The organism is Idiomarina sp. H2, assembly GCF_004364275.1.
Lineage (GTDB): Bacteria > Pseudomonadota > Gammaproteobacteria > Enterobacterales > Alteromonadaceae > Idiomarina > Idiomarina loihiensis.
In genome coordinates, this window is sequence record NZ_SNZY01000001.1 from 313,239 (window position 1) to 340,074 (window position 26,836).

Genomic DNA, 26,836 nt, shown 5'->3' on the forward strand with positions numbered 1-26,836 from the left:
TAATGAGCAATCAGTTTATGTTTGCTGACGAAGCCAGCCAGCAAACCACAAAATTACCGACAGAATACTGGAAAATTCTGATTGTCGATGATGAACCAGAGGTGCATGCGGTAACCAAACTGGCACTCAACGACTTTAATTTTTTAGGTCGTGGCTTAAAGTTTTACAGTGCTTTTTCTGGTGAAGAGGCAAAGCAGTTAATTGATGAGCATCCTGATGCAGCTATATTACTGCTGGATGTTGTCATGGAAACCGATGATGCCGGACTGCAGGTGGCACGTTATATTCGGGAAGAAGCCGACAACCACTTTACCCGTATTATTTTGCGAACAGGGCAGCCGGGTCAGGCACCTGAACGTACCGTTATCGTTAACTACGACATCAACGACTACAAATCCAAAACCGAACTCACTGCGCAGAAACTTTTTACTGCAGTAATGTCATCGCTGCGTTCGTACCGCGATATCATGTCCATTGACCAAAGTCGTCACGGGCTTGAGAAAATCATCGCCGCTTCGGCGAATCTTTACGCTTTGCAACCAATGAACAGTTTTGTTGATGGTTTAGTGCAGCAGTTGAGCTGGGTTATCGGCGGTGCCAAACAAACCTTGTATGCTACTTCTAATGAAGATGGCTCATCCTATAAAGTGTTAGCCGCTCATGGAGAAGATTCCGGGGTTTGTGTGGGTCAGACTTTACGTTCGGTTATTCCGTCAAAGGCCTTAGCCGAGTTAGAGCATGTTATTGCGAATCATGGCTCGTATTATGGTGACGACTTTGTATTGTTATATTGCCGAAGTCATTGCCGGTCGCACGGTTCTGTTTTGTTTATCGGCGGCTTATCCAGAGCACTTACAGCTGATGATCACCATGTACTTCAGCTGTTTTCTGAAAATGTGCAATTGGCACAGGATAACGTGGTTTGCCTGGAAGATTCCGATCAGTTCCTGGCGCGTTTAGCCGACCAACTTATGCTACACCATGCCAGCCACTTTAATGGCATTCTGGAGCAAAATAGCGAAGTCCGGCTGGCGTACGCTGTAGCTCAAAAAGTTGCGGCAGAAGACGCTGAGACAACGGCTTTGGCCTGGTCTTTATTTGCGCAAGCGCGGCCGTTGCTTAATTGCGCTTCAGATGCGGCTGCAGCGGTAGAAACCACGTGTCAGCAACGAGTTGCCCGCTCATTACGAGCGCTGGGTCACGGTGAGCATGAAGCAACACAAAATGCGCACAGGGCACTTATTGAAAGACTGGAGCGCTGGGACGGCCTGGGTTTGCCCGAAGGTAAACAAGGCTCGGATATCGCGATAAGCACTCAGGTTCTTCTGTTGACCGAGCAGTTGCTGGATTGGTGGGAAAGTGGCATTAGTGACAGCGATATTGCGGTACGCCTGAAAGATGAACGGGGCCGCTATTATTCACCTAAGTTTCTTGATGTTGTTATAAAATCCCTGCCTGAGTTGAGAACCATTTAATTAAATTAAAAATAAGAGGTTACTGTGTACGCTGCTTTTAAACACCTGCATGTATTATTTGTGCTGATTTCGATCAGCCTTTTTTTATTCCGTTTTGTGCTTCTGCTTCTTGACTCACCTTTATTAAAAAAGAAGTGGTTGAAGATAGTCCCTCACGTTAACGATACCTTATTGTTGCTCAGTGCGGTGGGTATCATGGTGACGTTAAGCATGTACCCAATTCAGGTTCCCTGGTTAACTGATAAAGTCATAGGTGTTATTGCTTATATTGGCTTTGGTGTCTTAGCTATGAAAGGAAAAACAGCTGGTGCGCGCTGGCTTGGTTTTATTGGCGCTTGCGGCTGGATAGCCTTCCTGTTGCATGTGGCTGTGTCCAAACAAGCACTTATTGCCGGTTAAGTAAAAGGAGTACCTATGTTAGCGCCTGAGTCTGTTGTTTCGGAAACGAATGCCTTAATCACTAACGATGGGGTTGTTATTGGTTTATTGCTGACCATCCTTGGTTTTGTATTTTACACCAATAGCAGTGAGCATCCTTTCTTCAAGAAGTTCTATCGCTTTGTTCCGGCTTTATTGCTTTGCTATTTCATACCGTCTTTACTGAATACGTTCGGTATTGTCGACGGAAATCAAACTGCCGTAACAGATATAGCAATGGATTATCTGTTACCCGCCTGTATGGTATTGCTTACCCTAAGTCTGGATTTAAAAGCCGTAATGGGTCTTGGGTCAAAGGCTCTTATTCTATTTTTAACCGGTACTTTTGGTATTGTCATTGGCGGGCCTATAGCCTTGTTACTGGTGTCTGCCATATTCCCTGAAATGCTTGGCGGTGCTGGCCCCGATGCTGTTTGGCGTGGCATGACAACCATTGCCGGAAGCTGGATTGGTGGCGGCGCAAACCAGGCTGCCATGAAAGAAGTTTATGAAGTCGGCGGTGATATTTTCTCAGCCATGGTGACAGTAGACATTATTGTTGCCAACTTATGGATGGCTGTACTGCTTTATATGGCAGCAAATGCTAAGAAAATTGATGCTCGCACCGGCGCTGATACATCCGCTATCGATAATATTCGTCATAAAGTGGAGCAGTATGAAGCCGAGCATGTCAGAAACCCAAGCTTACGCGATTTAATGCTGATTCTGGCTATTGGTTTTGGTGTTGCCGGGTTAGCGCATTTGCTGGCTGACTGGATAGCTCCGGGAATAGCAACGAATTATCCTGCACTAAGTAAGTTCAGCCTGGACAGTCTGTTTTTCTGGGTTATTGTTTTAGCCACGGCTGGCGGTATTGCACTTTCTTTTACCCGGGCTCGTTCTTTGGAGGCCGCCGGGGCGTCCAAAATAGGCTCCGTTTTTGTTTACATTCTGGTGGCCAGCATTGGTCTGCATATGGACGTAACCAAAATAGTAGAAGCGCCTAAGTACTTCTTAATTGGTGCCATCTGGATGCTAATCCACGCCGGGCTTATGTTATTCGTGGCTAAACTGCTTCGTGCTCCTGTATTTTATATGGCTGTGGGCAGTCAGGCTAATGTGGGTGGCGCAGCGTCAGCACCGGTTGTTGCTTCAGCTTTTCATCCGTCATTGGCGCCGGTTGGTGTATTATTAGCGGTAATGGGTTATGCGCTTGGAACCTATATGGCGTATTTCGCCGGACAGATTCTACGAGTTGTTGGTAGTTAACCGCGGGAGTTTATGATGATTAAAGAGTTACAGCTTGGTGACATTCAAATAGCAAATGATAAACCCTTTGTTTTATTTGGCGGGATGAATGTGCTGGAATCCCGTGATTTAGCTTTGCGAATTGCTGAGCATTACGTTGAGGTAACCAGCAGGCTTGGCATTCCTTACGTGTTTAAAGCGTCGTTTGATAAAGCTAACCGGTCATCTATTCACTCTTTTCGCGGACCGGGCCTCGAAGAAGGGCTGCGTATTTTTGAAGAAGTGAAACAGCAATTTAACGTACCTTTAATTACCGATGTACACGAGCCTCATCAGGCCGCCCCGGTAGCTGAAGTCGTTGACGTATTGCAGTTACCGGCGTTTCTTGCCCGTCAGACTGACCTGGTGGTAGCACTGGCTGAAACCGGGTCTATGGTTAATATTAAAAAGCCACAGTTTCTTGCGCCACAGGAAATGAAGCACATTATTAAAAAGTTTGGCGAGGCCGGTAACGATAAGCTGATGTTGTGTGAGCGAGGTTCAAGCTTTGGTTATAACAATCTCATTGTTGATATGCTTGGTATGGACGAAATGAAGCCCATGGCGCCGGTTATTTTTGACGCAACTCACGCTTTGCAGCGTCCTGGCGGCAGAGCTGACTCTGCTGACGGACGCCGCGCGCAAGCAGCGCAACTGGCTCGTTCTGGTATGTCGCTGGGTATTGCGGGGTTGTTTATTGAAGCGCACCCGAACCCCGATGAAGCGAAATGTGATGGTCCCTGTGCTTTGCCTCTGCACGCTCTGGAGCCCTACCTTCAGCAGATGAAAGCGATTGATGATTTGGTGAAATCATTTGCTCCTTTAGACACGTCTAACTAAAACTATGTCAATGCAGGCCAGCCAGTCATTGCGTCAGACTCCGCTTGATAAGCGTCAGGCTATTAAGCTATTGCTGAAAGCCATTGGCGGGCTCATTGCATTGCTTTCTATCGCCTTGCTGGCGCCCTTTGTTATGGCGGTGGTTAGTGGCGAAAAAGAGCAGTGGACTTACCTGACATTATCCAGCCTGGGTCTGGTTTTTGGTTTGGTTCTGTTTTTGCAGCCAGCGGGTGAGGCCAAACTGCGGGCACGACAAGTTTTTTTGTTGACCTCCTTATGCTGGGTTTCGGCCAGCTTATTCGCCACCTTGCCGTTTATTTTTGCTCGACCTTATCTGGACTTCTCCAGTGCCTGGTTTGAAGCCATGTCAGCCATTACAACTACCGGAGCCACCGTTATCTCGGGGCTGGACGACTTGCCCGCGAGTGTTCTGTTGTGGCGGGCTATGTTGCAATGGTTGGGCGGAATCGGAATTATCGTTATGGCTATGGCCATTTTGCCGTTTTTGCAAGTTGGCGGCATGCGCCTGTTCCAGGCTGAATCTTCCGATATGTCGGGTAAATTTATGCCGCGTTCCAGCCATATGGTTTTGGCAATAGGGCGGGTTTACCTCATTCTGACGGCTGCCGTTATTAGCTTGTATTTAATTGGCGGCATGGGCAGTTTTGATGCCTTTGTGCACGGCATGACCACCATAGCGACAGCAGGCTTCTCCAACTACGATGCGTCTTTTGGGCATTTTTCTGATACACCATTTTTGGTGATAACGGGCACTATTTTTATGGTGGCAGGCGCCTTACCTTTTGTGCTCTACATTCGCTTTGTAAAAGGTGACTTTGGGCCATTGTGGAAAGATAGCCAGGTACGGGCTTTTGTTACCTTCCTTCTCATTGCTATTGCGTTGATTACCCTGGTTCAGATAGTTAAAGGACGGGAACTTGGTGATGCATTAATGCATACGGCATTTAATGTCGTGTCAGTTGTGACCACAACCGGTTACGCAACCGAAGATTACGGAAACTGGGGAAGTTGGTCATTAATGGCTTTCTTCTACTTAATGTTTATTGGCGGCTGCACCGGTTCAACTTCCGGCGGTATGAAAATTTTTCGTTTTCAGTTGTCGCAGCTGTTATTAAGAAAACAGTTCAGCCAGTTAATTCATCCTAACCTGGTCAGTGTCCAGACCTATCAGGAGCGTCGGGTAAATGACTCATTACTTGGCTCAATGGTCGCTTTTTGCTTTATGTACTTTTTGCTGATAGCGGTTATTGCATTGGGGTTATCATTATTTGATCTGGATTTTATGACGGCAATATCTGGTGCGGCTTCTGCGGTGGGCAACGTTGGACCTGGATTAGGCGACATTATTGGTCCGGCAGGAAACTTCGCAAGCCTTGACGGGGGAGCTAAACTTTTGCTGGTTTTTGCTATGCTGGCAGGCCGTCTGGAAATTATGACGGTACTTATTTTGTTCCATCGTCATTATTGGCGCCACTAAGTGCAGCCTGAAAAGGTTTACACTCTTACCAAAAATAAATTCAGCGAACACTTGCACGCTGAAACGACATGAATTAGATTAAACGCATGTTTAAATCATGCGTTTATTTATTTCATGGCAGCCCGAATTCCGACTCAAAAGAAAATACTTAATGCCGCAGAGATGCTCTTTTCCCGCGATGGGTTTGAGCAAACTTCGTTAAGGCAAATTACGCAGGAAGCAGGCGTTAACTTAGCTTCTGTAAACTATCACTTTGGCTCAAAAAAAGCACTTATTCAGGCCGTAATGGCGCGTTATTTGGTTGTTTTTATGCCAGTGCTGGAAGAACAGTTAAAACTGGCTGAGCAGCAGAGCGAGCTAAAAACGGAGGAGCTGTTCAAGCGCTTTAAAATACCTTTGGCAAAGTTAACCGAGGTCAATAAACACGGCCCCGATATCTTTTTAAGATTACTGGGCTTTGCTTACTCTGAAATTCAGGGCCATTTACGTAAATATACTCAGCAGGAGTTTGGTGAGGTATTACAGCATTTAATGGCTTTATTAAAGCGCGCAAATCCGCATTTGGATGAGCAACAAATGTTCTGGCGTCTACACTTTATTTTGGGAGCGGCAGTTTTTGCCCAGGTATCGGGACAAGCTTTGATTGAAATTGCGGAGGCAGAATTCAATCAAAAAGTGGGTGCGCAGGACGTTATCGATCATTTGATCCCATTTGTTTCCGGCGGGCTGGAAGAAGCGTAAACAACCTGTCGTAAGTTTGAGATTTGACTACACTTTTATTGTGATGGTGCACTGGAGATACCCATGGAAATTTTTATTCTGTTAGTGGTTTTGGTGGTACTGGTGTTTGCAGTCGGAGATATCCGTCGCAGCCTGGTGACCAAGCCTGTTTTTGCTATTTTTAAACGCATTTTGCCACCCATGTCTGACACAGAGCGTGAGGCCATGGAAGCGGGCGATGTATGGTGGGATGGAGAACTGTTCAGTGGACGCCCGGACTGGCAGAAGCTGCTGGATGTACCTGAACCTAAACTTACTGCCGAGGAACAGGCGTTTGTCGACAACCAGCTGGCTAAGCTGCTGGACATGCTGGATGATTTTAAAATTGTGCAGCAGGATCGCGATTTGCCTAAACAAGTTTGGGATTATCTGCGCAAAGAGCGCTTCTTTGCCATGATCATTGGTAAAGATTACGGCGGCCTCGATTTCACCCCGGCGGCAAACTCCTACATTGTTTCACGAATTGCCAGTCGTTCTATCAGTGCTGCAGTATCTGTTATGGTTCCAAACTCTCTGGGACCGGGCGAGTTACTGACGCATTATGGTACCAAAGAACAAAAAGACTATTGGTTACCGCGTCTGTCTGATGGCACCGACATTCCGTGTTTTGCCTTAACTGGACCGGAAGCTGGCTCAGATGCTGGTGCTATTCCGGATGAAGGGATCATTTGTAAAGGCGAGCACGAGGGTGAAGAAGTTGTTGGTATTCGTCTTAACTGGTCGAAGCGTTATATTACCTTAGCACCTTCAGCAACGGTTCTGGGTTTGGCATTTAAACTCTACGACCCGGAAGCCTTATTAGGTGATAAGAAAGAAATAGGTATTACTTGTGCGTTAATTCCGACATCGCACAAAGGTATCGAAATTGGCGACCGTCATTTTCCTCTGAACCAGGCTTTTCTAAATGGTACAACCTTTGGTAAAGACGTCTTTATTCCGCTGAAATGGATTATTGGTGGTTCAGACTACGCCGGTAAAGGCTGGCGTATGCTGGTTGAATGTTTGTCAGCAGGGCGCGGTATCTCACTGCCGGCACTGGCTGCTGCATCAGGCCACGTAACTCAGCGTATGACCGGCGCTTACGCTTATGTGCGTCAGCAGTTTGGTATGCCAATTGGTATGTTTGAAGGCGTGCAGTCATCAATGGGTAAAATTGGTGGTACCAACTACATTCTGGAATCTATGCGTCGTCTGACCATTTCGGCTTTATGCCAGGGACAGAGCCCTTCAGTAGTAACGGCCATGACCAAATACCACATGACTGAAATGGGTCGTGAAGTATTAGAGCATGCAATGGATATTCACGCTGGGAAAGGCATTCAATTAGGTCCGCATAACTATTTAGGCCACGCCTACATGGCGACACCAGTGTCTATTACGGTCGAGGGTGCAAATATTCTGACCCGTAACCTGATGATATTTGGTCAGGGCGCAACGCGTTGCCACCCCTACGTACTTAAAGAAATGAAAGCTGCGGCTAACCCGAATGAAGACGAGGGCATGCGTGAGTTTGACGGCTTGCTGATGAAGCATATCGGTTTTGCCGCAAGTAACGTCTTTGGCAGCTTATGGCTGGGTCTGAGTGGCGCACGCTTTGGCGAGTCTCCGGTGAGTGGTGAAACGGCGCATTATTACCGTAAACTAGGTCGTATGAGTCGTGGGTTAGCTTTAGCATCAGATATTTCTATGCTGATGATGGGCGGCGATTTAAAACGTAAAGAAATGATTTCAGCCCGCTTAGGTGACATTTTAAGTCATTTGTATATGGGCTCGGCAGTACTGAAGCGCTTTGAAGACGAAGGCCGTCAGGTAGCTGACTTACCTTACGTTCATTATGCGCTGAAGCATCATTTATACAGCATTGCCGATGCGTTCTATGGCTTCTTTGATAACTTCCCGAATCGCTTTATGGCGTGGGTAATGCGTATTCTGATATTCCCACTGGGCAACCATTTCAAAAAGCCGTCTGATGAAATTTTACAGGACATCAGTGTCAGCATGATGGAGCCGGGCGTTACTCGTGACCGTCATACCTTCCTGTGCTACTGGAAAGACAGTATTGGTGATGCCACCGGGCACATGGAAAAAGCCTTTATTTCGATGCTGGAAATGAAGTCGGTTTACAAAACGCTGCGTAAAGCGCAAAAACGCGGTGAATTGTCCTCTAACCTCAATGGCAAAGAGCTTGCCGATGTGGCGCTTGAGAAAGGCTTAATCGATAAAGACACGGCTGAAAAGCTGGCTGAAACCGAAGAGCTTCGTTTAACCGCCATTGGCGTTGACAGTTTCGCTCCCGGTATTATCGAAAACAACCAGTTTTACACGGCTAAAGGCGACATAAGAAAAGCAGCGGTTAAAGATTAACCGCTGCTGCATCGGGTTCCTGCGTATAGCCTTACTGCAGGGACTCGCGCTTATCCTTCATGTTGTGAATAGGTTTAACAAAAGAGCGCGCCTGAGCGCTCTTTTTTATTTCTGCGCTGGCAGAGCTTACCGGGCAACTGCCGGTACTAATGTATGTGTTTGCGGCCGCTGTTAATGGATCTTCTGAGCTTCCCCAGTCAGCGACCAGTTGGTCTTCAACCGAACAGGTTGGTGCCAGACCATTGTAGTATTTCCCTTCACCCTCTGAGTTAACCGTTTCAAAGTTAATGGCAAAAGTGACTTTATCGCAGAGTTCGGCGGGTTGCTGACCGACAGGCTTTCCACATGTCTGTTCGCCTATAGTGACAACTTCAATATGCGGGCTTAACGAGTTAATAATAATTTCGGAAGACGAGCAACTGCTGCCGGTGGTTAGCACAAACACCCGGTCTAAATCGAGTTGCTCGACACCATCGACCAAACTAAAAGGGAGTGTCTGGTTCTGGTCGCTGTTCTGTTCGTTAAAGCGGTATTGCAGAAAGGTTTTACCCAGCACATTGCTGCCGGCAGTCTGAGTAGAAATTTGATTAGCGTAACGAATTAAACCACCGCCGTTATAGCGCACATCAATGACTAAATGGTCGATGTTGTCGGCGGCAAACTGATCAAATGCCGTGTTTAAGTCTGAACCCGTGCGGTTAATGAATGAGTCCAGAGCAAAGTAACCAACCGTTTCTCCATTTTGTGTGTAAGTTTGAGACCCCATAACGGTATTGGTTTCTACTTCAACTTTACTTAAGAGTTCGGTTTCTTCACTACCGTCCGGACGTCTCCAGGTAACGCTTTTACTGACGCCACTCTCGTTGGGGCCCAATGCGTTATTAAACTCCCCATTGGCAAGTAAGTCCGCTACCGACTGCCCATCTATTTCCAATAGTTCATCGCCTCGGGCAATGCCAGCTGCAGCGGCGGGGGAGTTGTCATAAACAAAACGAATTTTTACCCGGCTTGCACTAATCTGCTCCATAGAAAAACCAAACCCAAAGTAAGTCGCACTGACAAACAGGTCATCGTATTCCTCTTCTGTAAGAATGTAGCTGTAGGTGTCCTCTGGTACTCGCAATTCCTCAAGAACCGCATAAACGTTGTCAAAGGCCTCAGGATCTAAGTTGTCCTGTAGCTGACTTGCCCAGAAGTAATCCTCTTTCATGTACTCGAAAAACTCTTCATTTTGGTATTCAGCGGAACAAAACGCGTAGTCATTTTCACCACCAGCGGAGCCACTTGAACTACCAGAACTACCAGAACTACCAGAACTGCCGCTGTCTGAGCCGCCACAGGCCGACAGTGCCAAAGTAATACCAATACATAAAAGCGATTTTTCGAGTTTCATACTACGTCTCTCTTGTTGTTGTAATAATGTTAATTTAGCACAGCGAACGAAAAGATAAACAGGGAACATGGCGTCTTTACTGAACTCATGGCAAACTGCTGACTATTGAAAACGAAATGAGACAGCTGCTGTTATGGCACAATTAATGATAGATATAGCGGGCACAGAGCTGACCGCCGAGGACAAAAAACTTCTTGCGTCACCCGCCGTAAACGGACTCATTCTATTTACGCGAAATTTTGCCTCGCTGGAACAACTGCAGGAGTTAATACGTGAGGCACGAGCCGCTGCTGCTAAGCCGTTGCTTATTGCAGTAGACCACGAAGGTGGGCGGGTACAGCGTTTTCGTGAGGGGTTTAGCGCCATACCTTCTATGGGCTCTTTGCAAAAAATTGAAAATGAAGACGAACGTCAGCGTGCCGCGCGCGACTTAGGCTGGCTAATGGCAGCAGAAGTTCAGGCTGTGGGCATTGATATCAGTTTTGCCCCGGTACTGGACGTAGACGACTGCAGTGACGTTATAGGTGATCGCGCATTTTCTGCAGTGCCGTCGGAAATTTCTAAACTGGCGTCGTCGTTTATTGAAGGCATGCATGAGGCCGGTATGGCCTGCACCGGCAAGCACTTCCCTGGGCACGGTTCTGTTCAGGCCGATTCCCACATTGCCATTCCGGAAGACGACCGTACCTTAGAGCAAATTCGCGCGCACGATTTAAAGCCATTTTTGTCATTAAGCCAGAAACTAGACGGCATAATGCCGGCTCACGTTATTTACCCGCAAATAGACCCGCAGCCTGCCGGTTTCAGCGAGTTCTGGCTGCAGCAAATACTGCGCAGTGAACTGCAGTTTAACGGCACTATTTTTAGTGACGATTTGTCTATGCAGGGCGCAACCGTTGCCGGAGATATGGAACAGCGTGCAGTGGCGGCGCTAAAGGCTGGCTGTGACATGATATTGGTATGCAATGACAGAGCCGGAGCGGTGCAAGTATTGGACGCTGACTTACCCGCCACTGAGCCGGAAAGTGCCCAACGCGTGAACCGAATGCTAATGTCGTCGAACGCGGTGTCGCTCGAAGAGTTAAAACGCACTCAGCGCTGGGAACAAGCCCAACGCTGGCTGTAGGTTATTCGTAGCCTTTTATTCGTAAGCAATAGGGTCTTCAATGCCGTTGGCGGCGAAGGCCTCTAAGCGTTCCTGGCAGGCTCCGCATTTTCCACAGGCTTTGTCGCGGCCGTTGTAGCAAGTCCAGGTTTGACTGTAGTCCAGGCCCATTTTAATGCCGTCGGCTAAAATCGCGTTTTTATCCACGTCTAAATAAGGCGCATGCACCGCTACAGGCTCGTAGTTCGCCATTTTACTCACTACATCCATTTGCCGTACAAACTCCGGCCGACAGTCCGGGTAAATAGCGTGGTCACCCGAATGTGCACCGTAATACACCGCAGAGGCCTCTTCAGACACCGCGTAACCAATGGCCAGTGACAGTAAAATCATATTGCGGTTTGGCACCACAGTGGACTTCATTGACTCTTCTTCGTAGTGGCCTTCAGGAATATCTATGTCGTCGGTTAGCGAGCTACCCGACAGCAGCGAGTTAATAGCGGTAATATCCACCACTTTGTGGGGTATTCCATGCTGTTTACAGACGTTAGCCGCAACTTCTAATTCTTTTACATGGCGTTGCCCGTAGTTAAACGACAGTGCCAGTACCTCGTTTCCCTCGGCCAGGGCTTTGTGCAAAACGGTAAAAGAGTCCATTCCGCCTGAATAAATAACAACGACCTTTTGCGACATGCTGTAACTCCCCGTATAATCCGCATTCACTCATGTTAACCAAAGCCATTTTAACGGAAGCTATGTCTTACCGCATCAACGAAATTTTTGAAACCTTGCAAGGCGAGGGCACCTTTACCGGCGTGCCATCTATTTTTCTGCGTTTGCAGGGTTGTCCTGTGGGCTGCCCCTGGTGCGATACTCAGCACACATGGGAAACCAACCCCAGCGACCAGGTAAGCGTAGACGCATTAATGGCAAAAACCGAAGCCTCAGCAAAATGGTCAGAAATGACCGCCGAGGACATTATTGCGCGCTTTGAACAAGAAGGTTACTCAGCCAAACATGTAGTAATAACCGGCGGTGAACCCGCTATGTTTGACTTACTGCCGCTTGGCAAAGCCTTAGAAGCCAAAGGCTACCAGTTGCAAATAGAAACCAGCGGTACCTTTGAGCTAAAAGTAACCGACAGCACCTGGGTAACAGTATCGCCCAAGCTGGATATGCCCGGCGGCTACCTAGTGCGCCCCGACTGCATGGCACGCGCTAATGAAATAAAGCACCCCATAGCCATGCAAAAGCACATAGACGCGTTAGATTCCTTATTAAAACGCTGCCCACCCAAAGCCGACGCTATTATTTGCCTGCAACCTATAAGCCAGCGGCCACGTGCCACCGAGCTTGCCATGAAAACCTGCATAGCGCGCAACTGGCGCCTTTCCGTGCAGATGCATAAATATCTTAATATTGAGTAACTTGCCAAAAAAGCGATGTTCCTATCTATGCCATTATAATTAACGTTTATATCGCGTGCTGTTTAGGCGTCGAAATATTTTGTGGGGCATGCTGGTTTCATTTCATCTTTCTCGTATAGTAGGGTGTTATAGAGTAAATATTAACCGAGGTGGTTATGACGATATCTGCAGAAGTTCTCGAAACTGAAGCGCTTTCCCTTCCCAAAGAGGAGAAAACCCGATTGATAGTTCACCTATTGGAGAGTCTTGAACAGCGTTCTGGCTCGAATTCGCAACAAGTGGAGCAAGCCTGGGTGGCTGAAGCAAATAACAGGTATGAAGCTTATATTCGGGGTGAAGAGCAAGCTATCCTATCTGAAGATGTATTTAAAGACCTTAAGGCAGATGATCGTTGAAACCTGTTCGCTTTCTTGAATCTGCCCGCGAAGATATTCGGCGAGAAAAGAGCTATTATCAGAAAATTAGCCCTGACTTAGCTAGAAAGTTTCAAAGTGCAGTAGAAACAGCCGTTAAAGCTGCTGCAAACCAACCTTTGGCGATGCAAATTCTTGAGCATAAGGTTCGCCGCTGGCCTTTAGAGATATTTCCTCACGGAATACTCTACCGCGATGAAGCTGAGTTTATCCTCATATTAGCCGTCTTCCATCCAAAACAAGCGCCAATGAAGTGGCACAGTAAACTACACACCTAAAAAATCTTAGCTGCCATAAACTTTCTACGCAGATGCATAAATATCTTAATATTGAGTAAGACATTTGCTACTTCTGATCTGACTCTCTAAAACTCGTTCTATACTTCCTGACGTCAACGCCAATTATGGTGTTGCCTATTGCCAGGAGGGAATTATGAATACGCATTTAGCTTGGCGTTCTCGTGGTCAGGGAATGACGGAATACATCATTATTGTTGCTTTGATTGCTGTTGCTGCAATCGGAGTCTATTCACTTTTTGGTAAGTCCATACGTAACCAGGTGGCTGGACTTGCTCAAGAAATGACAGGGCAATCATCTACGCAACAGTTAAACCGAGCTCGCCAGTCGTCAAGGCGCGCAGGAACCGTGGCAAATACTGAAGTAAACCTCGGAAATTATGACGAGGCCACCGAGCAAGGCAAGAAGAAATGATTGCTTTGGCAAAATCCAATACGCGAATAAAAGGACAAACCCTGATTTTAATGGTCGGGGTTTTGTTACTCGTTTCAATGTTGCTTTTTGCGGTGACGGACATGGGCAAACACGCCCGGCGTCAATGGTACTTGCAAAGTGTTGCTGATAACGCGGCTTATAGCGCAGCTGTTGGTATGTCCCGGCAAATGAATTTCTTGGCTTTAACAAACCGTGCGCTTATTGGAAACCAAGTAGCAATAGCTCAGTGGGTTGGTTTAGCGAGCTACATGTCTATGTTAGACCGAACTGCGGACAATTTAGAGACAGTAACGTCATTCATTCCTTATATCGGGCAAATAACCAGAGTGTTATCTACTATTCTCGACCGAGTCGAGGAAGGTTATCAGCAACTGGCGCGCGTCTTAATCCGTTTCCAGTCAGCTGTAATACAAGGCATATCAGCGGCACAGAGACTGTTAGATTCAAGCTTTGTTATTGAGTTGCCTCTTCTAATTCAAGATATCGTTTCTAAGCATTCAGGAGATCTAAGTTGGGAAGCTTATCAAGGTGGAGGTATAGCACCGTTTCCAAGCCTTTGGTGGCGTAAAACAAAAGTTCGAAAAACTGAAAAAGAGCAGGATTCAAAAGAGTTTGAAGAGCTTACTTTAAATAGTCTGGATCCTTTTAGTAGAAGTAGAGGGTACAACTGGGTGGAAGTATTTAGTCATAAAATAGTTAAGCGCGGTGGAACAGAATTATCAAGAAACAGAAATGGGGGCTGGGACTGGCATGCGCTGGATTCCGTTTCGCTTCACGGACGAAAATGGTTTGTAGGAAGTTATAGGGAGCAATTGCCATTAGGCTGGGGCGCTAAAGCTCAGCAGCAAAGACGTTATCATCGTTCCAGTTATGGGGGCGCATTTCAAAGCAACTCGATGGCCTCCCGACTAGGTTTAGCGCAGATGGAGTCGTTTAATTCGAATCCGCAAAAGTTTAGCTATATGCGGCTAAGCAGCTTTTTAAAGATGAGCATGGATACAGTGATAATAAAAGTGGGGGACAGTAACCAAGTCGCATATGCTAAAGCAAAAACGCATTTTAGTCGTCCTGGTAAAGTTTTCTCTAGAAAAGATGATCTTTATGAAACGGATAACTTGTTTAATGCGCTCTGGGAGGCTCAGTTAATTTCTCTATCGTATCAAGATAAAACAGGAATTTTAGGTCGTGATGCGCTTTAAATGTAAAGGTCAAGCTACAGTTGAGTTTATATTATCGATTGGTATTTTGCTAGCTATTTACTTGTCTGTTTATCAAGCCCTTATACCTGCGGTTAATAGCAGTACCATTAGCCTTATTGAAGCTCGTAAAAATATCTGGAGCAGGGTAATGGATGTTGAGCAAGCTCAATTATCGGGAGAGTATCGGCTAAACAAACATACAGAAAATTTATTTATCCCTTTAAATAAACTTCTTCCAGTAAAGCTCCAAGGGGAAAATTTAAGAGAGTTGAAAAAAATTAATAGAAAACTTTTTTATCCAATGGGTAGGTTAACAGATAGTTGGCAGGCAAAAAGTAGACGGCAGCTATCAACTAGGCCTGCGTCTTTAGTTGTAAACAACCTTCTCTCGGGAGAAATAACAGAGTTAATCCAAGATGGGATTGGCTCACTCTTTTTGGCTAAAGAGCTTAGTTCCGATTATTTAGTTTTCGGTACGATATCTCCGGACGTCGTGCCCGAGGAAGTACTTCACAAAAAGGAATAGTTATGGATTTACCCGTAGTTTTAGATGATTGGAGCTGGGTTGAGCAACCAATTAGTTCATCCATCAATATTGATGCTTTTTTTTTGAGAAAACCAGAAACTCCTGACTGGAAAGAGTTGAGTCAATTTTATCCATATTGTCCTGGGGGGAAAACAATCTTTTGGCTTTGTCCAATAGAAAACACGGACTGGACGTTGTTTGAGGTTGAAAACGGACAATGGATATTAATGCCATTGACTAAGTCCCCAGCACATGAAGAATCTTTAAAGGGACCCATTACTCCAATTTCAGAATATGAAAATAATGGAGAAAAAATATGGATTTATTTAGCTAGATATCCGCTTAAACCATTGCAAACGGCAATGATGTCTTATTACAGCCAAAAAGTAGACTCTTTTCAATCTATCGAGAAAGAAAATGACGTTTGGATATTAAAAGAAGGTATGGGTCGCGTAGTTTTTTCAGAACAAGGCGAGTATGTGATTTTGGCACATTATTTATGACTTGAATATTAAAGTTTTATCTACATAAATATGGAAATTATTTTGCTAAAAATCTGTGGATTTAACTGTAAAAAAACTATTAGTAAAGCTTTAGTTAAGGTACGTATATGATTGCTGATATTCCTGCAGGGTTTGATAAATGGGAATGGTCTGAAATGCCAATTTCCCAGAACGCGACGGCTGCTGCTTATTTTTTACAAAGCCCTAATGTTCCAGACTGGAGTCTTATTGAAGATTTCTATTCCTACTGTCCAGCTCCTCATGGAGATTTTTGGATCTGTCCAATTGGAGAAGACAACTGGACTTTTTTCAAAGGAAATGATGGTTCATGGATTCTAAGTAAAATAATTCTTCCGCATATGGAAAAGCCTAAGCTTGACGGGCCCTTTCATGCCATTTCAAAAAACCAGAAAAATGGAAAAGAGGTCTGGGTTTATTTATCGACGTTCAAATTCAAAGATATAAAAAACGTATTGAAATTAACTTACAGCCAAAAAATCTATTCTTTTCAATCGATTGAGAAACCTCATGACTTTTGGATCTTTAAAGAAGATATGGGGCGCCTAATGTTCTCCGAGCAAGGTGAGTATGTGATTTTGGTTCATGTCCTATGAGAAGAAAGCAGAGTGGTCAGGCATCGACAGAGTGGTTATTGATCTCTCTCTTAATAATGACCACTTTATTTATTGTTGAAGAGCAATTTTCGCTCCTTGATTATTTAATTGAGACGGGTCGTAAGGCGAAAGATTTTTATTATTTTATTTGGCGCTATTTAGTACTAATACCAGGAGGAGGCTCATGACAAAAAAGGCGAAATGGATTTTTGCCGTAATTTTTAGCTCAATAATTTCTATGGTGACAGTTTTTCTAATTCATCAATATCTACAGCAAGAAACTTCCCGACGACTTCAAGAGGCCTCAGGAAGTGCTGGTAGCGTTGTTGTTTTTTCCAAAGACCTTAATGCCGGAGATCTTCTTGAAGTAAGCGACTTACTGGTTCGAAAATATCCGCACGAACTTATCAATGAGCAGTGGTATTTGGAGAGCGCCGCTAGTTTGATTATCGGTAGGAAACTAAGAAATTCTGTTAAATCTGGTGAACCTGTTTCTGAACGAGTTTTATCGAATAATCAGAACAGTGGTTTGTCGGAAGTTCTGCCTAACGGTTACTACGCTATTACGGTCACTACGGATAATTTAGGCCACCATAATGCGTTGCTGAAAGTCGGAGATCTAGTCGATATTGTATTTGCTGGGGATTCTTTTGAAAGTTCACGAGAATACGTTTCTTTTGAAGAAATCGAGGTTTTCGATATCCACGGATTACAGGAGGGATATGGTTCATATTCGCTGACATTGTTGGTGGAGCCTGAGAAGGTAGCGGCATTTACGAGAGCTATTGGAAGTCCAATGTTGGTCTGGGCGAGAGGCCGCCATTTGGAACAAGCAAGTATTTGGCATCAAGATTCTAAACAAAGCAAGGTGCAACCATGGAAGGTTCAGTAAAGTTCAAACATTACTTATTCGTGACTCTGTTCTTTTTCGTCGCACTTAGTGTTAGGGCAGAGGTTAATCATAGCTCTTACCAACTTGAAGAAGGTGAGACTCGTATTATCAGTATAGAACCCGGAAGCGATATTCTTATCAGTGACGAGAGTGTTGTAGATGTTCATGTGCTCGACAATAGCAGGGCGGTTCTAAGAGGGGTGGGAGTTGGCAAAGCTGATATCTGGCTTAAATCCGAAGAGGTATTAAAAGAGTTAAAGGTTATTGTAACGGCTAGCCTGGAACTCTCCCTGGAGGGGCGTTTAGAAGCTTTATCTGAGGCAGAGCAAACCCTTAGAAAAACAGAAAAGTCGGGGCTTACAGTTTTATCGGGCAAGGTATCCAAAAGGCATTACGGTGAATTAGAGAGAATTTCCGAGAATCATGAAGAGATTTTAAATTTAACTGAATCTTTTCAGGAAGAGCCTCCTATGTTGACTTTGCGAGTCAATATTCTGGAAACCAAGCGCCAGTATCTCGAAGACCTTGGAATTAGATGGCAAGGGACAACGAGCGGCCCTACATTTTCGAGCTCTTTATCTGGTTTGTTCGAGTGGGACGCCGAAATTAATTCTCAACTGATGCTCATGCAGCGACGTGGCCTCGCTAAATTATTGGCAAACCCCGTTCTATCTACCCAAAGCGGTGAGAAGGCAACTTTTCTTGCAGGTGGAGAGCTTCCCATTCCGCAAGTTGTAGCACAGGGCATGCAGGACGTCACTTTCCGCGAATACGGTATTAGACTTGTTATTCAGCCGGTGGTTTTAGATAACAATAGAATTAAAACGCAGCTCCACGCCGAATTAAGCAATATTGATCCTGCTGTTTCCGTTTCAGGTGTACCCGGCATACTTAGTCGTCGTACGGAATCGGTGTTTCTCTCAAATGATGGAGACACACTGGTTTTGTCTGGTCTTTTAAGTACAGATGAGTCAGCTCAGGATGACCAGATACCGGGCTTAGGTTCATTACCGATTCTGAAAAACGCTTTCAGAAGTCAGCAAAACAGAGAGCAAACCACGGAATTAATTATTATGGTTACGGCTGAGCGCATGGATACGGCTAAAGAACGGTTGCATGATAAGCAAAAACGGTTAGCGCAAAAACACGACTGGTACCAGAAGGACTCCATTTTACAGCTAAGGGAGACATTTCGATGATATCAGTTAATTTAATTAACAGCCTCAAAGAGCATTTAGATACCAGAGATCCGCGTTTTGAGTCTATGAGCGAATGTGAGTTGAGGCGCTATGCTGAATCCTATTTAAAGAAAACTACAGGCGAGTCTGGAAAAGATATAGCAGATGCAGTAGCTGAAGTCATTGGCCTGGGGCCTATTGAGGGTCTTTTAGAAGATGATTCAGTAACTGAAATCATGGTCAATAGTTATGATCAGATCTATGTTGAGCGCTCAGGTAAGTTGAAAAAAGCGGATGAACAATTCAGTAACGAGGTTTCCTTGCGGCGAACCATCGATAAGATTGTTCTGCCTTTAGGTCGTCACGTTGATGATGCATCCCCCATGGTCGATGCTCGTCTACCAGACGGTTCTCGTGTAAATGCTGTTCTAGCTCCTTTAGCAACCAAAGGATCGTGTCTCACTATTCGAAAGTTTACTAAGAAATCGTTAACCATCGAGGACTTAGTAGATAGTGGTTCACTAACAAAGCAAGCTGCTGAATTTTTAAAGCTTGCTGTTCGTTGTCGCCAAAATATTATTGTTTCTGGTGGAACCGGAACGGGAAAAACAACCTTATTAAATATTCTATCTCAGGAAATTCCTGAATATGAAAGAATTATAAGTATTGAAGACGCGGCTGAGCTGCAATTAGATCATAATAATTTGATAAGTCTTGAAGCCAGACCCAAAAATCAGGAGGGAACGGGCGCTATTAATATTCGCGAGCTCGTTATCAATGCACTGCGAATGCGCCCTGATCGACTTATTGTAGGCGAGTGCCGTGGGTCGGAAGCTTTAGATATGTTACAGGCTATGAACACTGGTCACGCGGGATCTCTGAGCACGGTTCATGCGAACAGCGCTCGCGATGCTTTAAGACGTTTGGAAATTATGGTCTTGATGGGAGGAATAGAGCTTCCTATTTCTGCGTTACGACAACAAATAGCCAGTGCAGTTAATATTGTCGTTCAGATAGCGCGTCTTTCTGATGGAAGAAGATCAGTGCTTAGTATCAGTGAAGTTACGGGTATAGACGATAATGTTTTACAGCTGTCGCCACTATTTGAAAGAAGCAATATGACTCAATCATTAGTAAGCAATAAGACGTTATGTAAGTTCGCAGATGAGCAAGGTGACGATGTTCGCCAAGAGGTCTGGGAGTCACTTATGGGAGATGGATTATGTTTATCTTCGGATTAGCGCTCTTAATCGTTTGCAGTGGACTCTGCTGGCTATGGATCTTTTCGCATTTAACACCAAAACGATATCAGAAACTTGAAGAGAAACTAACGCTATCGACAGTGCGCTCTCTAGAAGAATTTTTCTTGAGAATGCCGGTAACAATTTTGGTTAGAAGTTATCTGGTAGTCACACTCTTATCGCCTCTAATCGTATGGTTTTATGTTAATAGAACCTGGGCAGTAGCGACGTTTATTCTGACTTTGTTGGCTCCGCCATTTGTTTATCGTCATTTTAAAAAGCAACGTTACATAAAAATTGAAAAACAGTTGCCCGGTATGTTGATTGGGCTCAGTAACCAGTTAAGAAGCGGTACGAGTGTCGGAGCAGCTTTGAAGAATTTAAAAGGAACGTTATTACCTCCGTTAGGACAAGAGGTGGACGAGCTATTGAGACAGGAAAAAGTGGGTAAGCCCTTAACAGATTGCCTGGAAGACTGGCAGCGTAGAGTTCCTGTTTTCCCCATTAAACTCGTGGTTCAATCTTTAGTTTTAGGTTTGAAAAGTGGAGGGCAACAGTCGGATTTATTTCTACGGTTGGCTGATAACCTCCAACAACAGCAGCACATTAAAGAGCGGCAGATAACGCTGACTTCACAAGCCAGAATGCAGGCTAAAATTCTCGTTATGATGCCAGTTGGATTGTATTTTCTTTTAAGTTCGATGAAACCAGAACATACAGCGCTTTTCACTGAGTCACGGGTTGGTATTTTTATGCTTATAGTCGCCCTTATATTGATGATTATTGGTGGATGGATGGTTAAGCGAATTATGCATCCGGAAGATGAAAAATGATTATAGTTGCCGTCTTAACATTTCTAGCTACTCTTAGTTTTTCATTTTTAGTCGTCGCGGTTTGGCAGATACTGGCGCTTGGGGAAAAGCTTGATTATGCAATATCAAAAATTTGGTCCGTGTTACCGGAAAATGTCAAAAGGTTGACTGTTCGTTATCTGGAAGTAGAGCTCCTAAAGGGAGCCGCGCGATCATTTTGCTTCTGGGTTTTTATGGCATGTGTATCTGTCTCTATCTCTCTGCTTTCTGGGGTTTGGCTTTTAAGTATTGCTTATGTTCTCTTACTACTAATGGTAATAAATAAGAGAAGACAGTTAGCTCTAAAAAACAATAAAGCGATAGTTCGCCAACTTCCTGATTTTTGTGATCTAATTTCTATGATGATTGCTTCAGGTATTCCGTTAATTTCCGCTTTAGAAAAGGTATCTGCGTCGTGCAGCGATCTTCTGCTGGCGCGGGAGATCACATCGATGCTCAGTCGGTTGCGACGAGGGACAAGTTTTGCTCAGTCAATGTATGAACTATCTGAACGGTATGATGCGAAGCAGATCCATGAGTGGAGTTCGATGTTAATAAAAGGATATCAGCAAGGAACTAGCCTAACCAAGTCGTTAAGGTTTTATGCTAACCAATTAAGACAGGATCTACTAAACTCAGCGGAGAAGAGAGCGCAAGAAGCGCCCGTAAAGCTCCTTTTTCCACTAGTAACTTGTTTTTTTCCCGTAAACTTTCTGGTTATTCTCGGGCCAGTTATTGTTCAAATAAGCCAAGGAGGGTTTGGATGACGAGTGAGAAAGAAATTATTGCATGGCCCAAGGTGAAGGCCATGAAAAAGTTTCATCGAAGGTTAATTGGCATGCTGGGCGAGCAGCAACCAACGCCAGAGATGGCCTTTTGGTTTCCATTTTGTAGGTCAATACACACTTGGGGAATGAAAGAGCCAATTGATGTTGTGGCCCTCGACAAAGGAAATCAAATTATAGAGGTTCGTCGATTCATTTGTCCCAATGAAATCGCTCGCTTTAAAGGAGCTCACGGATTAATTGAAATGGCTGCTGGAAACTTTTGGCCTTTAGAAAAATGGGTTGGAAAGAGATTAAAGTTTATAAACAAGCATGGAGAGCTAAATGAAAACAAGCATTTTGATTGCTGTATTGCTATTGAGCTTAATTAATCAAGGCTGTAGCGCGACAGTAGAAGAGAGGCAAGTTAGGGAACAGAGCCTGGATACCGCCATTAACTGGTATAAAAATGGCGATCTCTTATCAGCGGAACAGCATTTGCAATGGTTACACCGTAAGGGGTTAGGGACGGATAAAAGTTGGGCGCTACTCGGTAACATTTACTTTAGACAGTATCGTTTTAAAGCTAGCGAATCAGCTTACGGGCAATCCCTGAGACTTAATTCTTCTGATCGGAATGTGTGGTTCAATCTGGCATTACTTAATTTACGTCAGACCACCAACATTCTTATGGATGCCCGGGTTGAGCTGGATACCTTTGACGGAGAGCTCGAAAGGTTGCTCAATCAACTATTGAAACTTCAACAGGCACGCCTGAATGACGCACCTGAAGTTCCAACTAACGCACCGAATGCTTCATTATCCGAGCCTTCTGGCGTTGCCAGTCGCGCTCTTTAATAGTGTCGCGTTTGTCATGTGACTTTTTACCCTGGGCTAAAAATATTTCCAGTTTTGCCCACGGGCCTTTCCAGTACATGGTTGTGGCAACTATGGAATAGCCCTCACGCTCTGAGGCGCCAATAAGCTTATCCAGCTCGCGGCGCTTTAGCAGCAGTTTACGACTGCGGTCTGGCTCGCAATAAACGTGGCTTGAGGCTTGGTTAAGAGGCTGAATTTCGGCACCCAAAAGGTAAGCCTCGCCATTTTTAATAATGACGTAGCTGTCGCTAATGTTGACCTTGCCAGCCCGTATGCTCTTAATTTCCCAGCCTTGCAAACTAACACCTGCCTCGAACTTGTCTTCAAGGAAGTATTCATGCCGCGCTTTTTTATTACGAGCGATGGTATTGGATGATTGTTGTGGTTTCTTTTTACTCATAGCCCCATTATACCTATGCGCACTGAAAAGAAAATTGCTTTAAGGGCTTCAAAGCGCTTCTGGTTGCGTTATTATTGCGCAGTTGATTTTAGTCGTAGGTAAAAAAATGCCGAGTATCGAGAAAAGTGCTTTAGTTTCGTACAGCGCCAAACAAATGTTCGACCTCGTTAACCACGTTGAAGCGTACCCGGAGTTTGTGCCCGGATGTGCTGCCGCGCGGGTGCTGGAGTCCTCCAGCCAACAAAAAGTGGCTGCGTTAGACATAAGCAAGGCGGGTATCAGCAAAACCTTTACCACCCGTAATACGCTGCACGAACCCGAACGTATAGATATGGACCTGGTAGACGGACCATTTAAAAAATTAACTGGTGGCTGGGTATTTACGCCACTGTCCGAAGACGCCTGTAAAGTTGAGCTTAAGCTGGACTTTGAGTTTTCCAGTCGCTTGCTGGGCATGGCCTTTGGTAAAATATTTAAAGAAGTGACTTCCCGTATGGTCGATGCCTTTGTCAAAAGGGCGGAGCAGGTGTATGGAAACCAGCATGGGCAATAAATTAACTATTGAAGTGGCTTACGCTACCCCTGACAAGCAAGTGCTGTTAACCGTGCATCCGCAAGAAGGTGCAACGGTGGAAGAGTGCATACGCATGTCGGACGTGTTCGAGCAGTTTCCGGAAATTGATCTTGAACAGCAAAAAGTGGGTATCTGGAATAAGACGGTGAAATTAAATGCACAACCGCGAGACGGTGACCGCATTGAAATTTATCGTCCGCTAATTGCCGATCCAAAAGCCGTACGTAAACGTCGTGCGGAAGAAGCTAAGCAGTCCGGCCGGGCAGATCGGGTAACCGGTGGCCGACCAGACGCAAAACGTCGAGCGCAGGCTGAGGAGTCCAAGCCAGAATGAAGCTGTATATTATGCGTCACGGTGAAGCAAACTACCCCAAGGGCAGTTACTCCGATCGCGAGCGTCGCTTAACCACAAATGGCGAGCGCGAAGTTATAACCACAACCAATTGGCTCATAGACAAGCAACCGAAAGTAGACTGTGTTTATGTCAGCCCGTATTTGCGTGCTCAGCAAACGGCTTCTATTTTATTGTCGCATCTGAAAACCGGGCAGAAGCAAAATTGCGATGATATTACCCCCGATGGTCATGCCGGTTCGGTTGTCAGTTGGCTTGCTGCAGAAATTCAACAGCACGGCTACGAGAGTGTGGTGTTGGTGTCGCACATGCCGCTAGTGAGTTATTTAGTGCATGAGCTGGATGCCAGCGTGCAGCCTCCTATTTTTCCGACAGCGGGTATTGCGGTTGTCGACTTTTCGCCGGAAACCTTACGCGGCAAGTTTCAGCAACTATTAATAGCAGAGCGGTGTGCTGGCTAACTGCTAGCTCGCTACTTTTAACAGTACCAATAGCGACGCTGCGCCACCCCATTCTAGCGGCGCTTGATGAAACGCCCGAACATGCGGATGCTGCACCAGCCAGTGTGGCAACTGCTGCTTTAATTTACCACTGCCGTGCCCGTGCATAATGCAGCAACAGTCTATGTGTTCGCGCTCACATGCCAGTAATAACGCCGCTAACTCCTGGCGCGCCGTGGCTAACGTCATGCCGTGTAAGTCCAGTAGTAACTCGGGCGTGTAGTCTCCCCGGCGTAATTGCTTAACCAAATACCCCGACTCACCCTCCGCGGAAAAACGTACCGGGCCGTCGGCAAAGTGCGCTTCAAAATCATCGGAAAAATAATGACTGGCCGAGCGACTGGCGTCGGCAATTTGCTGGGCGCTGGGGTCTTGCGATAGCTGTCGGCGCTTCCGTAATTCAGCAATTTTTGGTGGTTCCGGCGGCAGTTTGTCCTGCTTTATGCGGGCAGCACCTTTCGCGGCTTCACGAAAAAGCTCGATATCGTCTTCAGAAAGTGATGATGACTGACGTTTGTTTGCAACCATGATTGATGAAAACCGCGCTGAATTAAGGTATCTTTAAGGCATTAAGTTTATTCAGTATAAAACATTCAGTGGTCGGGAGACAGCCTTTGCAAGTGCGTAATCTGGAACAAGCCATTCAAGAGTTAGTAAGCATTGACGACATTACTCGCTGGAGCGTTACTCAGCTAAACCAGTCTGACGTGTATTATGGTCATGGCACCGACAACCCAATTGATGAAACCCGGGCTTTATTAAGCTTCGTGCTACAGCTAACAACGACTCAGTTAGCCGCTATGGGTCATTGCCGTATGCTCAACTCAGAGAAACAAGAATTTGTTGAGTTATTAAAGCAACGCGTTGAGCAACACATTCCGGCTGCGTATCTGACTCATCAGGCCTGGTTTGCCGGATTACCATTTTATGTCGACGAACGGGTTCTGGTGCCACGCTCTCCAATAGCCGAGCTTATTGAAAATGGCTTTCAGACTTGGTTAGTCGAAGCCCCGCACCGTGTTCTGGACTTATGCACCGGCGGTGGCTGTATTGCCATAGCCTGTGCCTATGCGTTTCCTGAAGCCGAAGTCGATGCGCTGGATATTTCCACCGAAGCGCTGGAAGTGGCTGAGTTCAACATTGAACAGCACGGTTTAACTCATAGAGTGACGCCCATTCAGTCGGACTTATTCGATGCAGTAAAAGCCGAAAAATACGATTTAATTGTTACCAATCCTCCGTATGTCGATGCCGAAGATATGACTGATTTACCACCTGAGTATCACCATGAACCGGAACTTGGGTTGGCGGCCGGTGAAGATGGCTTAATTTTGGTAGACAAAATGCTGATGCAGGCTTCGGACTTGTTGAACGACGGCGGCCTGTTTGTTTGTGAGGTGGGCAATTCAATGCCGGCTTTAGCTGAAAAGTATCCGAAAACGCCGTTTATGTGGCTTGAGTTTGCCAATGGCGGCGACGGGGTATTTTTGCTGACAAAACAGCAATTAATTGAACATAAACAACGGGAAACTAAGGCCAGCTAATGCCAGGAAACAGTTTTGGTCAGTTATTCAAAATTACCACCTTTGGTGAAAGCCACGGGCCTTCGCTGGGTGCAGTTGTTGACGGTTGTCCGGCGGGATTAGAGCTAACCGAAGCCGATTTACAAGACGCCTTAGACCGGCGTAAGCCAGGACAAAACCGCTATACCACAGCACGTCGTGAGGCCGATCAAGTCAAGATCCTCTCCGGGGTATTTGAAGGCGTGACAACCGGCACCTCTATTGGTTTGCTGATTGAAAACACTGACCAGCGCAGCCAGGATTACTCTGACATAAAAGATACCTTCCGGCCCGGCCATGCCGATTACACCTACCAACATAAGTACGGTGTGCGGGATTATCGCGGTGGCGGTCGTTCTTCAGCGCGTGAAACCGCAATGCGGGTGGCGGCTGGTGCTATAGCCGATAAATTACTACGGCAGCAGGGTATACAGGTTCAGGCGGCATTAACGCAAATGGGCGATGTTGTTGCTAGTAACATTGACTGGCAGCAGGTACGCGAGAATGAACTGTTTTGCGGAGACGCCAATGCGGTTGAAGCTATGCAGGAGCTTATTCGTCAGCTGAAAAAAGAAGGCGACTCAATTGGAGCAAAAATTCGGGTGCAGGCTACCGGTGTGCCACCGGGTTGGGGCGAACCGGTTTTTGACAGGCTGGATGCTGATTTAGCCAAAGCACTGATGAGCATTAATGCGGTAAAGGCGGTGAGTGTTGGCGATGGTTTTGAGGTGGTAAGCCAGCGTGGCAGCGAACACCGTGATGAAATGACGCCGGACGGTTTCTTATCGAACCACGCGGGCGGTGTCTTAGGCGGTATTAGCAGTGGGCAGCCAATTTTTGCTGATATCGCACTGAAACCAACCTCAAGTATTGCCATTAGCGGGCGTACAATTGACCGTTGGGGTAACGAACAGGCCATAGTAACGAAAGGCCGTCACGACCCCTGTGTCGGTATACGTGCGGTACCTATTGTTGAAGCTATGACCAGCCTGGTTTTAGCCGACCATTGGTTACGCCAGCGGGCGCATAATTTAACAGCGCAAACTGAAACGCCGGATATTAGTCGCTAA

At 45.8% G+C, this 26,836-nt stretch carries 32 protein-coding genes; 28 read left to right on the forward strand and 4 right to left on the reverse strand.

Annotated features, from left to right (window positions below; all coding sequences use genetic code 11):
• Positions 1-2 precede the first annotated feature (2 nt).
• From DET62_RS01555 to DET62_RS01585, 7 genes are all read left to right on the forward strand, one after another.
• The gene (locus DET62_RS01555) at positions 3-1,475 is read left to right on the forward strand and encodes a DUF3369 domain-containing protein (RefSeq protein ID WP_110012591.1); all 1,473 of its coding nucleotides are present in this window, start codon (positions 3-5) and stop codon (positions 1,473-1,475) included.
• A gap of 24 nt (positions 1,476-1,499) precedes the next feature.
• The gene (locus tag DET62_RS01560) at positions 1,500-1,874 is read left to right on the forward strand and encodes a SirB2 family protein (protein ID WP_011234173.1); all 375 of its coding nucleotides are present in this window, start codon (positions 1,500-1,502) and stop codon (positions 1,872-1,874) included.
• 15 nt (positions 1,875-1,889) lie between these two features.
• Entirely contained in the window at positions 1,890-3,161 is a 1,272-nt protein-coding gene (locus tag DET62_RS01565; protein ID WP_110012590.1) for a DUF819 family protein, read from the forward strand.
• Between the two features lie 12 nt (positions 3,162-3,173).
• Positions 3,174-4,019, forward strand: a complete 846-nt coding sequence (gene kdsA / locus DET62_RS01570; protein ID WP_110012589.1) for a 3-deoxy-8-phosphooctulonate synthase — start codon at positions 3,174-3,176, stop codon at positions 4,017-4,019.
• Positions 4,020-4,023: 4 nt separating this feature from the next.
• The gene (locus tag DET62_RS01575) at positions 4,024-5,517 is read left to right on the forward strand and encodes a TrkH family potassium uptake protein (RefSeq protein WP_228757926.1); all 1,494 of its coding nucleotides are present in this window, start codon (positions 4,024-4,026) and stop codon (positions 5,515-5,517) included.
• Between the two features lie 114 nt (positions 5,518-5,631).
• Positions 5,632-6,258, forward strand: coding sequence for a TetR/AcrR family transcriptional regulator (locus DET62_RS01580; RefSeq protein ID WP_011234169.1), 627 nt, complete (start codon positions 5,632-5,634; stop codon positions 6,256-6,258).
• Between the two features lie 63 nt (positions 6,259-6,321).
• Positions 6,322-8,661 carry an acyl-CoA dehydrogenase gene (locus DET62_RS01585; RefSeq protein WP_110012587.1) on the forward strand — a complete coding sequence of 780 codons (2,340 nt, stop codon included), beginning with the start codon at positions 6,322-6,324 and terminating at the stop codon, positions 8,659-8,661.
• A gap of 31 nt (positions 8,662-8,692) precedes the next feature.
• Here DET62_RS01585 and DET62_RS01590 read toward each other — a convergent pair whose 3' ends face one another.
• Complete coding sequence (locus DET62_RS01590; RefSeq protein ID WP_110012586.1) at positions 8,693-10,054, reverse strand: S41 family peptidase; 1,362 nt, start codon at positions 10,052-10,054, stop codon at positions 8,693-8,695.
• A gap of 133 nt (positions 10,055-10,187) precedes the next feature.
• Here DET62_RS01590 and nagZ point away from each other — a divergent pair, with 133 nt between their 5' ends.
• Entirely contained in the window at positions 10,188-11,180 is a 993-nt protein-coding gene (nagZ, locus tag DET62_RS01595; protein WP_110012585.1) for a beta-N-acetylhexosaminidase, read from the forward strand.
• A 15-nt stretch (positions 11,181-11,195) separates the two neighbouring features.
• Here the strand turns inward: nagZ and queC are convergent, their stop codons facing one another.
• Positions 11,196-11,852 carry a 7-cyano-7-deazaguanine synthase QueC gene (queC, locus tag DET62_RS01600; protein ID WP_110012584.1) on the reverse strand — a complete coding sequence of 219 codons (657 nt, stop codon included), beginning with the start codon at positions 11,850-11,852 and terminating at the stop codon, positions 11,196-11,198.
• A 32-nt stretch (positions 11,853-11,884) separates the two neighbouring features.
• On the opposite strand from queC, the gene queE reads away from it, so the two are divergent.
• The 15 genes from queE to DET62_RS01675 all read left to right on the forward strand — a co-directional run bounded on the left by queE (position 11,885) and on the right by DET62_RS01675 (position 22,357).
• Entirely contained in the window at positions 11,885-12,586 is a 702-nt protein-coding gene (gene queE, locus DET62_RS01605; RefSeq protein ID WP_243734818.1) for a 7-carboxy-7-deazaguanine synthase QueE, read from the forward strand.
• 155 nt (positions 12,587-12,741) lie between these two features.
• Entirely contained in the window at positions 12,742-12,981 is a 240-nt protein-coding gene (locus DET62_RS01610) for an addiction module protein (RefSeq protein WP_110012583.1), read from the forward strand.
• Entirely contained in the window at positions 12,978-13,277 is a 300-nt protein-coding gene (locus DET62_RS01615; RefSeq protein WP_110012582.1) for a type II toxin-antitoxin system RelE/ParE family toxin, read from the forward strand. Before DET62_RS01610 ends, DET62_RS01615 begins: the two co-directional genes overlap by 4 nt.
• Before the next feature lie 154 nt (positions 13,278-13,431).
• The gene (locus DET62_RS01620) at positions 13,432-13,710 is read left to right on the forward strand and encodes a pilus assembly protein (protein ID WP_110012581.1); all 279 of its coding nucleotides are present in this window, start codon (positions 13,432-13,434) and stop codon (positions 13,708-13,710) included.
• A complete protein-coding gene (locus DET62_RS01625; RefSeq protein WP_110012580.1) occupies positions 13,707-14,930 on the forward strand; it encodes a Tad domain-containing protein in 1,224 nt (407 codons plus the stop codon). Before DET62_RS01620 ends, DET62_RS01625 begins: the two co-directional genes overlap by 4 nt.
• Positions 14,920-15,456 carry a hypothetical protein gene (locus tag DET62_RS01630; RefSeq protein WP_110012579.1) on the forward strand — a complete coding sequence of 179 codons (537 nt, stop codon included), beginning with the start codon at positions 14,920-14,922 and terminating at the stop codon, positions 15,454-15,456. The genes DET62_RS01625 and DET62_RS01630 overlap by 11 nt, the downstream gene beginning before the upstream one ends.
• Before the next feature lie 2 nt (positions 15,457-15,458).
• Positions 15,459-15,959 (forward strand): hypothetical protein, encoded by a 501-nt coding sequence (locus DET62_RS01635; protein WP_110012578.1) that lies wholly within the window; start codon positions 15,459-15,461, stop codon positions 15,957-15,959.
• Between the two features lie 107 nt (positions 15,960-16,066).
• Complete coding sequence (locus DET62_RS01640) at positions 16,067-16,573, forward strand: hypothetical protein (RefSeq protein WP_110012577.1); 507 nt, start codon at positions 16,067-16,069, stop codon at positions 16,571-16,573.
• Positions 16,574-16,757: 184 nt separating this feature from the next.
• Entirely contained in the window at positions 16,758-17,465 is a 708-nt protein-coding gene (locus tag DET62_RS01645; protein WP_110012575.1) for an SAF domain-containing protein, read from the forward strand.
• Positions 17,450-18,664, forward strand: coding sequence for a pilus assembly protein N-terminal domain-containing protein (locus tag DET62_RS01650; RefSeq protein WP_110012574.1), 1,215 nt, complete (start codon positions 17,450-17,452; stop codon positions 18,662-18,664). The genes DET62_RS01645 and DET62_RS01650 overlap by 16 nt, the downstream gene beginning before the upstream one ends.
• Positions 18,661-19,884 (forward strand): CpaF family protein, encoded by a 1,224-nt coding sequence (locus DET62_RS01655; protein WP_110012573.1) that lies wholly within the window; start codon positions 18,661-18,663, stop codon positions 19,882-19,884. The genes DET62_RS01650 and DET62_RS01655 overlap by 4 nt, the downstream gene beginning before the upstream one ends.
• A complete protein-coding gene (locus DET62_RS01660) occupies positions 19,866-20,717 on the forward strand; it encodes a type II secretion system F family protein (protein WP_110012572.1) in 852 nt (283 codons plus the stop codon). The genes DET62_RS01655 and DET62_RS01660 overlap by 19 nt, the downstream gene beginning before the upstream one ends.
• Positions 20,714-21,502 (forward strand): type II secretion system F family protein, encoded by a 789-nt coding sequence (locus tag DET62_RS01665; protein ID WP_243734817.1) that lies wholly within the window; start codon positions 20,714-20,716, stop codon positions 21,500-21,502. The genes DET62_RS01660 and DET62_RS01665 overlap by 4 nt, the downstream gene beginning before the upstream one ends.
• Positions 21,499-21,891: a DUF192 domain-containing protein gene (locus DET62_RS01670; RefSeq protein WP_110012571.1), complete on the forward strand. Its 393-nt coding sequence runs from the start codon at positions 21,499-21,501 to the stop codon at positions 21,889-21,891. The genes DET62_RS01665 and DET62_RS01670 overlap by 4 nt, the downstream gene beginning before the upstream one ends.
• The gene (locus tag DET62_RS01675) at positions 21,845-22,357 is read left to right on the forward strand and encodes a hypothetical protein (protein ID WP_011234150.1); all 513 of its coding nucleotides are present in this window, start codon (positions 21,845-21,847) and stop codon (positions 22,355-22,357) included. The genes DET62_RS01670 and DET62_RS01675 overlap by 47 nt, the downstream gene beginning before the upstream one ends.
• On the opposite strand, the gene smpB is transcribed toward DET62_RS01675, so the two are convergent.
• The gene (gene smpB, locus DET62_RS01680) at positions 22,299-22,778 is read right to left on the reverse strand and encodes an SsrA-binding protein SmpB (RefSeq protein WP_034820895.1); all 480 of its coding nucleotides are present in this window, start codon (positions 22,776-22,778) and stop codon (positions 22,299-22,301) included. The two genes, DET62_RS01675 and smpB, sit on opposite strands and share 59 nt — an antisense overlap.
• A gap of 106 nt (positions 22,779-22,884) precedes the next feature.
• On the opposite strand from smpB, the gene DET62_RS01685 reads away from it, so the two are divergent.
• The 3 genes from DET62_RS01685 to sixA are packed head-to-tail and all read left to right on the forward strand — an operon-like array spanning position 22,885 to position 24,165.
• A complete protein-coding gene (locus DET62_RS01685; RefSeq protein ID WP_110012570.1) occupies positions 22,885-23,331 on the forward strand; it encodes a type II toxin-antitoxin system RatA family toxin in 447 nt (148 codons plus the stop codon).
• The gene (locus DET62_RS01690) at positions 23,309-23,686 is read left to right on the forward strand and encodes an RnfH family protein (RefSeq protein ID WP_110012569.1); all 378 of its coding nucleotides are present in this window, start codon (positions 23,309-23,311) and stop codon (positions 23,684-23,686) included. Before DET62_RS01685 ends, DET62_RS01690 begins: the two co-directional genes overlap by 23 nt.
• Complete coding sequence (sixA, locus tag DET62_RS01695) at positions 23,683-24,165, forward strand: phosphohistidine phosphatase SixA (RefSeq protein WP_011234146.1); 483 nt, start codon at positions 23,683-23,685, stop codon at positions 24,163-24,165. Before DET62_RS01690 ends, sixA begins: the two co-directional genes overlap by 4 nt.
• 3 nt (positions 24,166-24,168) lie before the next feature.
• Here sixA and smrB read toward each other — a convergent pair whose 3' ends face one another.
• The gene (gene smrB, locus DET62_RS01700; RefSeq protein WP_011234145.1) at positions 24,169-24,732 is read right to left on the reverse strand and encodes an endonuclease SmrB; all 564 of its coding nucleotides are present in this window, start codon (positions 24,730-24,732) and stop codon (positions 24,169-24,171) included.
• 86 nt (positions 24,733-24,818) lie between these two features.
• Here smrB and prmB point away from each other — a divergent pair, with 86 nt between their 5' ends.
• Complete coding sequence (prmB, locus tag DET62_RS01705; protein WP_110012568.1) at positions 24,819-25,748, forward strand: 50S ribosomal protein L3 N(5)-glutamine methyltransferase; 930 nt, start codon at positions 24,819-24,821, stop codon at positions 25,746-25,748.
• Positions 25,748-26,836: a chorismate synthase gene (gene aroC, locus DET62_RS01710; protein ID WP_110012567.1), complete on the forward strand. Its 1,089-nt coding sequence runs from the start codon at positions 25,748-25,750 to the stop codon at positions 26,834-26,836. The genes prmB and aroC overlap by 1 nt, the downstream gene beginning before the upstream one ends.

Excerpts from the sequence above, each read along its gene's own strand:
- DET62_RS01555 (WP_110012591.1), top strand. The coding sequence starts at position 3 with ATGAGCAATCAGTTTATGTTTGCTGACGAAGCCAGCCAGCAAACCACA.
- DET62_RS01565 (WP_110012590.1), top strand. The coding sequence starts at position 1,890 with ATGTTAGCGCCTGAGTCTGTTGTTTCGGAAACGAATGCCTTAATCACT.
- kdsA (WP_110012589.1), top strand. The coding sequence starts at position 3,174 with ATGATGATTAAAGAGTTACAGCTTGGTGACATTCAAATAGCAAATGAT.
- DET62_RS01575 (WP_228757926.1), top strand. The coding sequence starts at position 4,024 with ATGTCAATGCAGGCCAGCCAGTCATTGCGTCAGACTCCGCTTGATAAG.
- DET62_RS01580 (WP_011234169.1), top strand. The coding sequence starts at position 5,632 with ATGGCAGCCCGAATTCCGACTCAAAAGAAAATACTTAATGCCGCAGAG.
- DET62_RS01585 (WP_110012587.1), top strand. The coding sequence starts at position 6,322 with ATGGAAATTTTTATTCTGTTAGTGGTTTTGGTGGTACTGGTGTTTGCA.
- DET62_RS01590 (WP_110012586.1), bottom strand. The coding sequence starts at position 10,054 with ATGAAACTCGAAAAATCGCTTTTATGTATTGGTATTACTTTGGCACTG.
- nagZ (WP_110012585.1), top strand. The coding sequence starts at position 10,188 with ATGGCACAATTAATGATAGATATAGCGGGCACAGAGCTGACCGCCGAG.
- queC (WP_110012584.1), bottom strand. The coding sequence starts at position 11,852 with ATGTCGCAAAAGGTCGTTGTTATTTATTCAGGCGGAATGGACTCTTTT.
- queE (WP_243734818.1), top strand. The coding sequence starts at position 11,885 with ATGTTAACCAAAGCCATTTTAACGGAAGCTATGTCTTACCGCATCAAC.
- DET62_RS01610 (WP_110012583.1), top strand. The coding sequence starts at position 12,742 with ATGACGATATCTGCAGAAGTTCTCGAAACTGAAGCGCTTTCCCTTCCC.
- DET62_RS01620 (WP_110012581.1), top strand. The coding sequence starts at position 13,432 with ATGAATACGCATTTAGCTTGGCGTTCTCGTGGTCAGGGAATGACGGAA.
- DET62_RS01625 (WP_110012580.1), top strand. The coding sequence starts at position 13,707 with ATGATTGCTTTGGCAAAATCCAATACGCGAATAAAAGGACAAACCCTG.
- DET62_RS01630 (WP_110012579.1), top strand. The coding sequence starts at position 14,920 with ATGCGCTTTAAATGTAAAGGTCAAGCTACAGTTGAGTTTATATTATCG.
- DET62_RS01635 (WP_110012578.1), top strand. The coding sequence starts at position 15,459 with ATGGATTTACCCGTAGTTTTAGATGATTGGAGCTGGGTTGAGCAACCA.
- DET62_RS01640 (WP_110012577.1), top strand. The coding sequence starts at position 16,067 with ATGATTGCTGATATTCCTGCAGGGTTTGATAAATGGGAATGGTCTGAA.
- DET62_RS01645 (WP_110012575.1), top strand. The coding sequence starts at position 16,758 with ATGACAAAAAAGGCGAAATGGATTTTTGCCGTAATTTTTAGCTCAATA.
- DET62_RS01650 (WP_110012574.1), top strand. The coding sequence starts at position 17,450 with ATGGAAGGTTCAGTAAAGTTCAAACATTACTTATTCGTGACTCTGTTC.
- DET62_RS01655 (WP_110012573.1), top strand. The coding sequence starts at position 18,661 with ATGATATCAGTTAATTTAATTAACAGCCTCAAAGAGCATTTAGATACC.
- DET62_RS01660 (WP_110012572.1), top strand. The coding sequence starts at position 19,866 with ATGTTTATCTTCGGATTAGCGCTCTTAATCGTTTGCAGTGGACTCTGC.
- DET62_RS01665 (WP_243734817.1), top strand. The coding sequence starts at position 20,714 with ATGATTATAGTTGCCGTCTTAACATTTCTAGCTACTCTTAGTTTTTCA.
- DET62_RS01670 (WP_110012571.1), top strand. The coding sequence starts at position 21,499 with ATGACGAGTGAGAAAGAAATTATTGCATGGCCCAAGGTGAAGGCCATG.
- DET62_RS01675 (WP_011234150.1), top strand. The coding sequence starts at position 21,845 with ATGAAAACAAGCATTTTGATTGCTGTATTGCTATTGAGCTTAATTAAT.
- smpB (WP_034820895.1), bottom strand. The coding sequence starts at position 22,778 with ATGAGTAAAAAGAAACCACAACAATCATCCAATACCATCGCTCGTAAT.
- DET62_RS01685 (WP_110012570.1), top strand. The coding sequence starts at position 22,885 with ATGCCGAGTATCGAGAAAAGTGCTTTAGTTTCGTACAGCGCCAAACAA.
- DET62_RS01690 (WP_110012569.1), top strand. The coding sequence starts at position 23,309 with ATGGAAACCAGCATGGGCAATAAATTAACTATTGAAGTGGCTTACGCT.
- sixA (WP_011234146.1), top strand. The coding sequence starts at position 23,683 with ATGAAGCTGTATATTATGCGTCACGGTGAAGCAAACTACCCCAAGGGC.
- smrB (WP_011234145.1), bottom strand. The coding sequence starts at position 24,732 with ATGGTTGCAAACAAACGTCAGTCATCATCACTTTCTGAAGACGATATC.
- aroC (WP_110012567.1), top strand. The coding sequence starts at position 25,748 with ATGCCAGGAAACAGTTTTGGTCAGTTATTCAAAATTACCACCTTTGGT.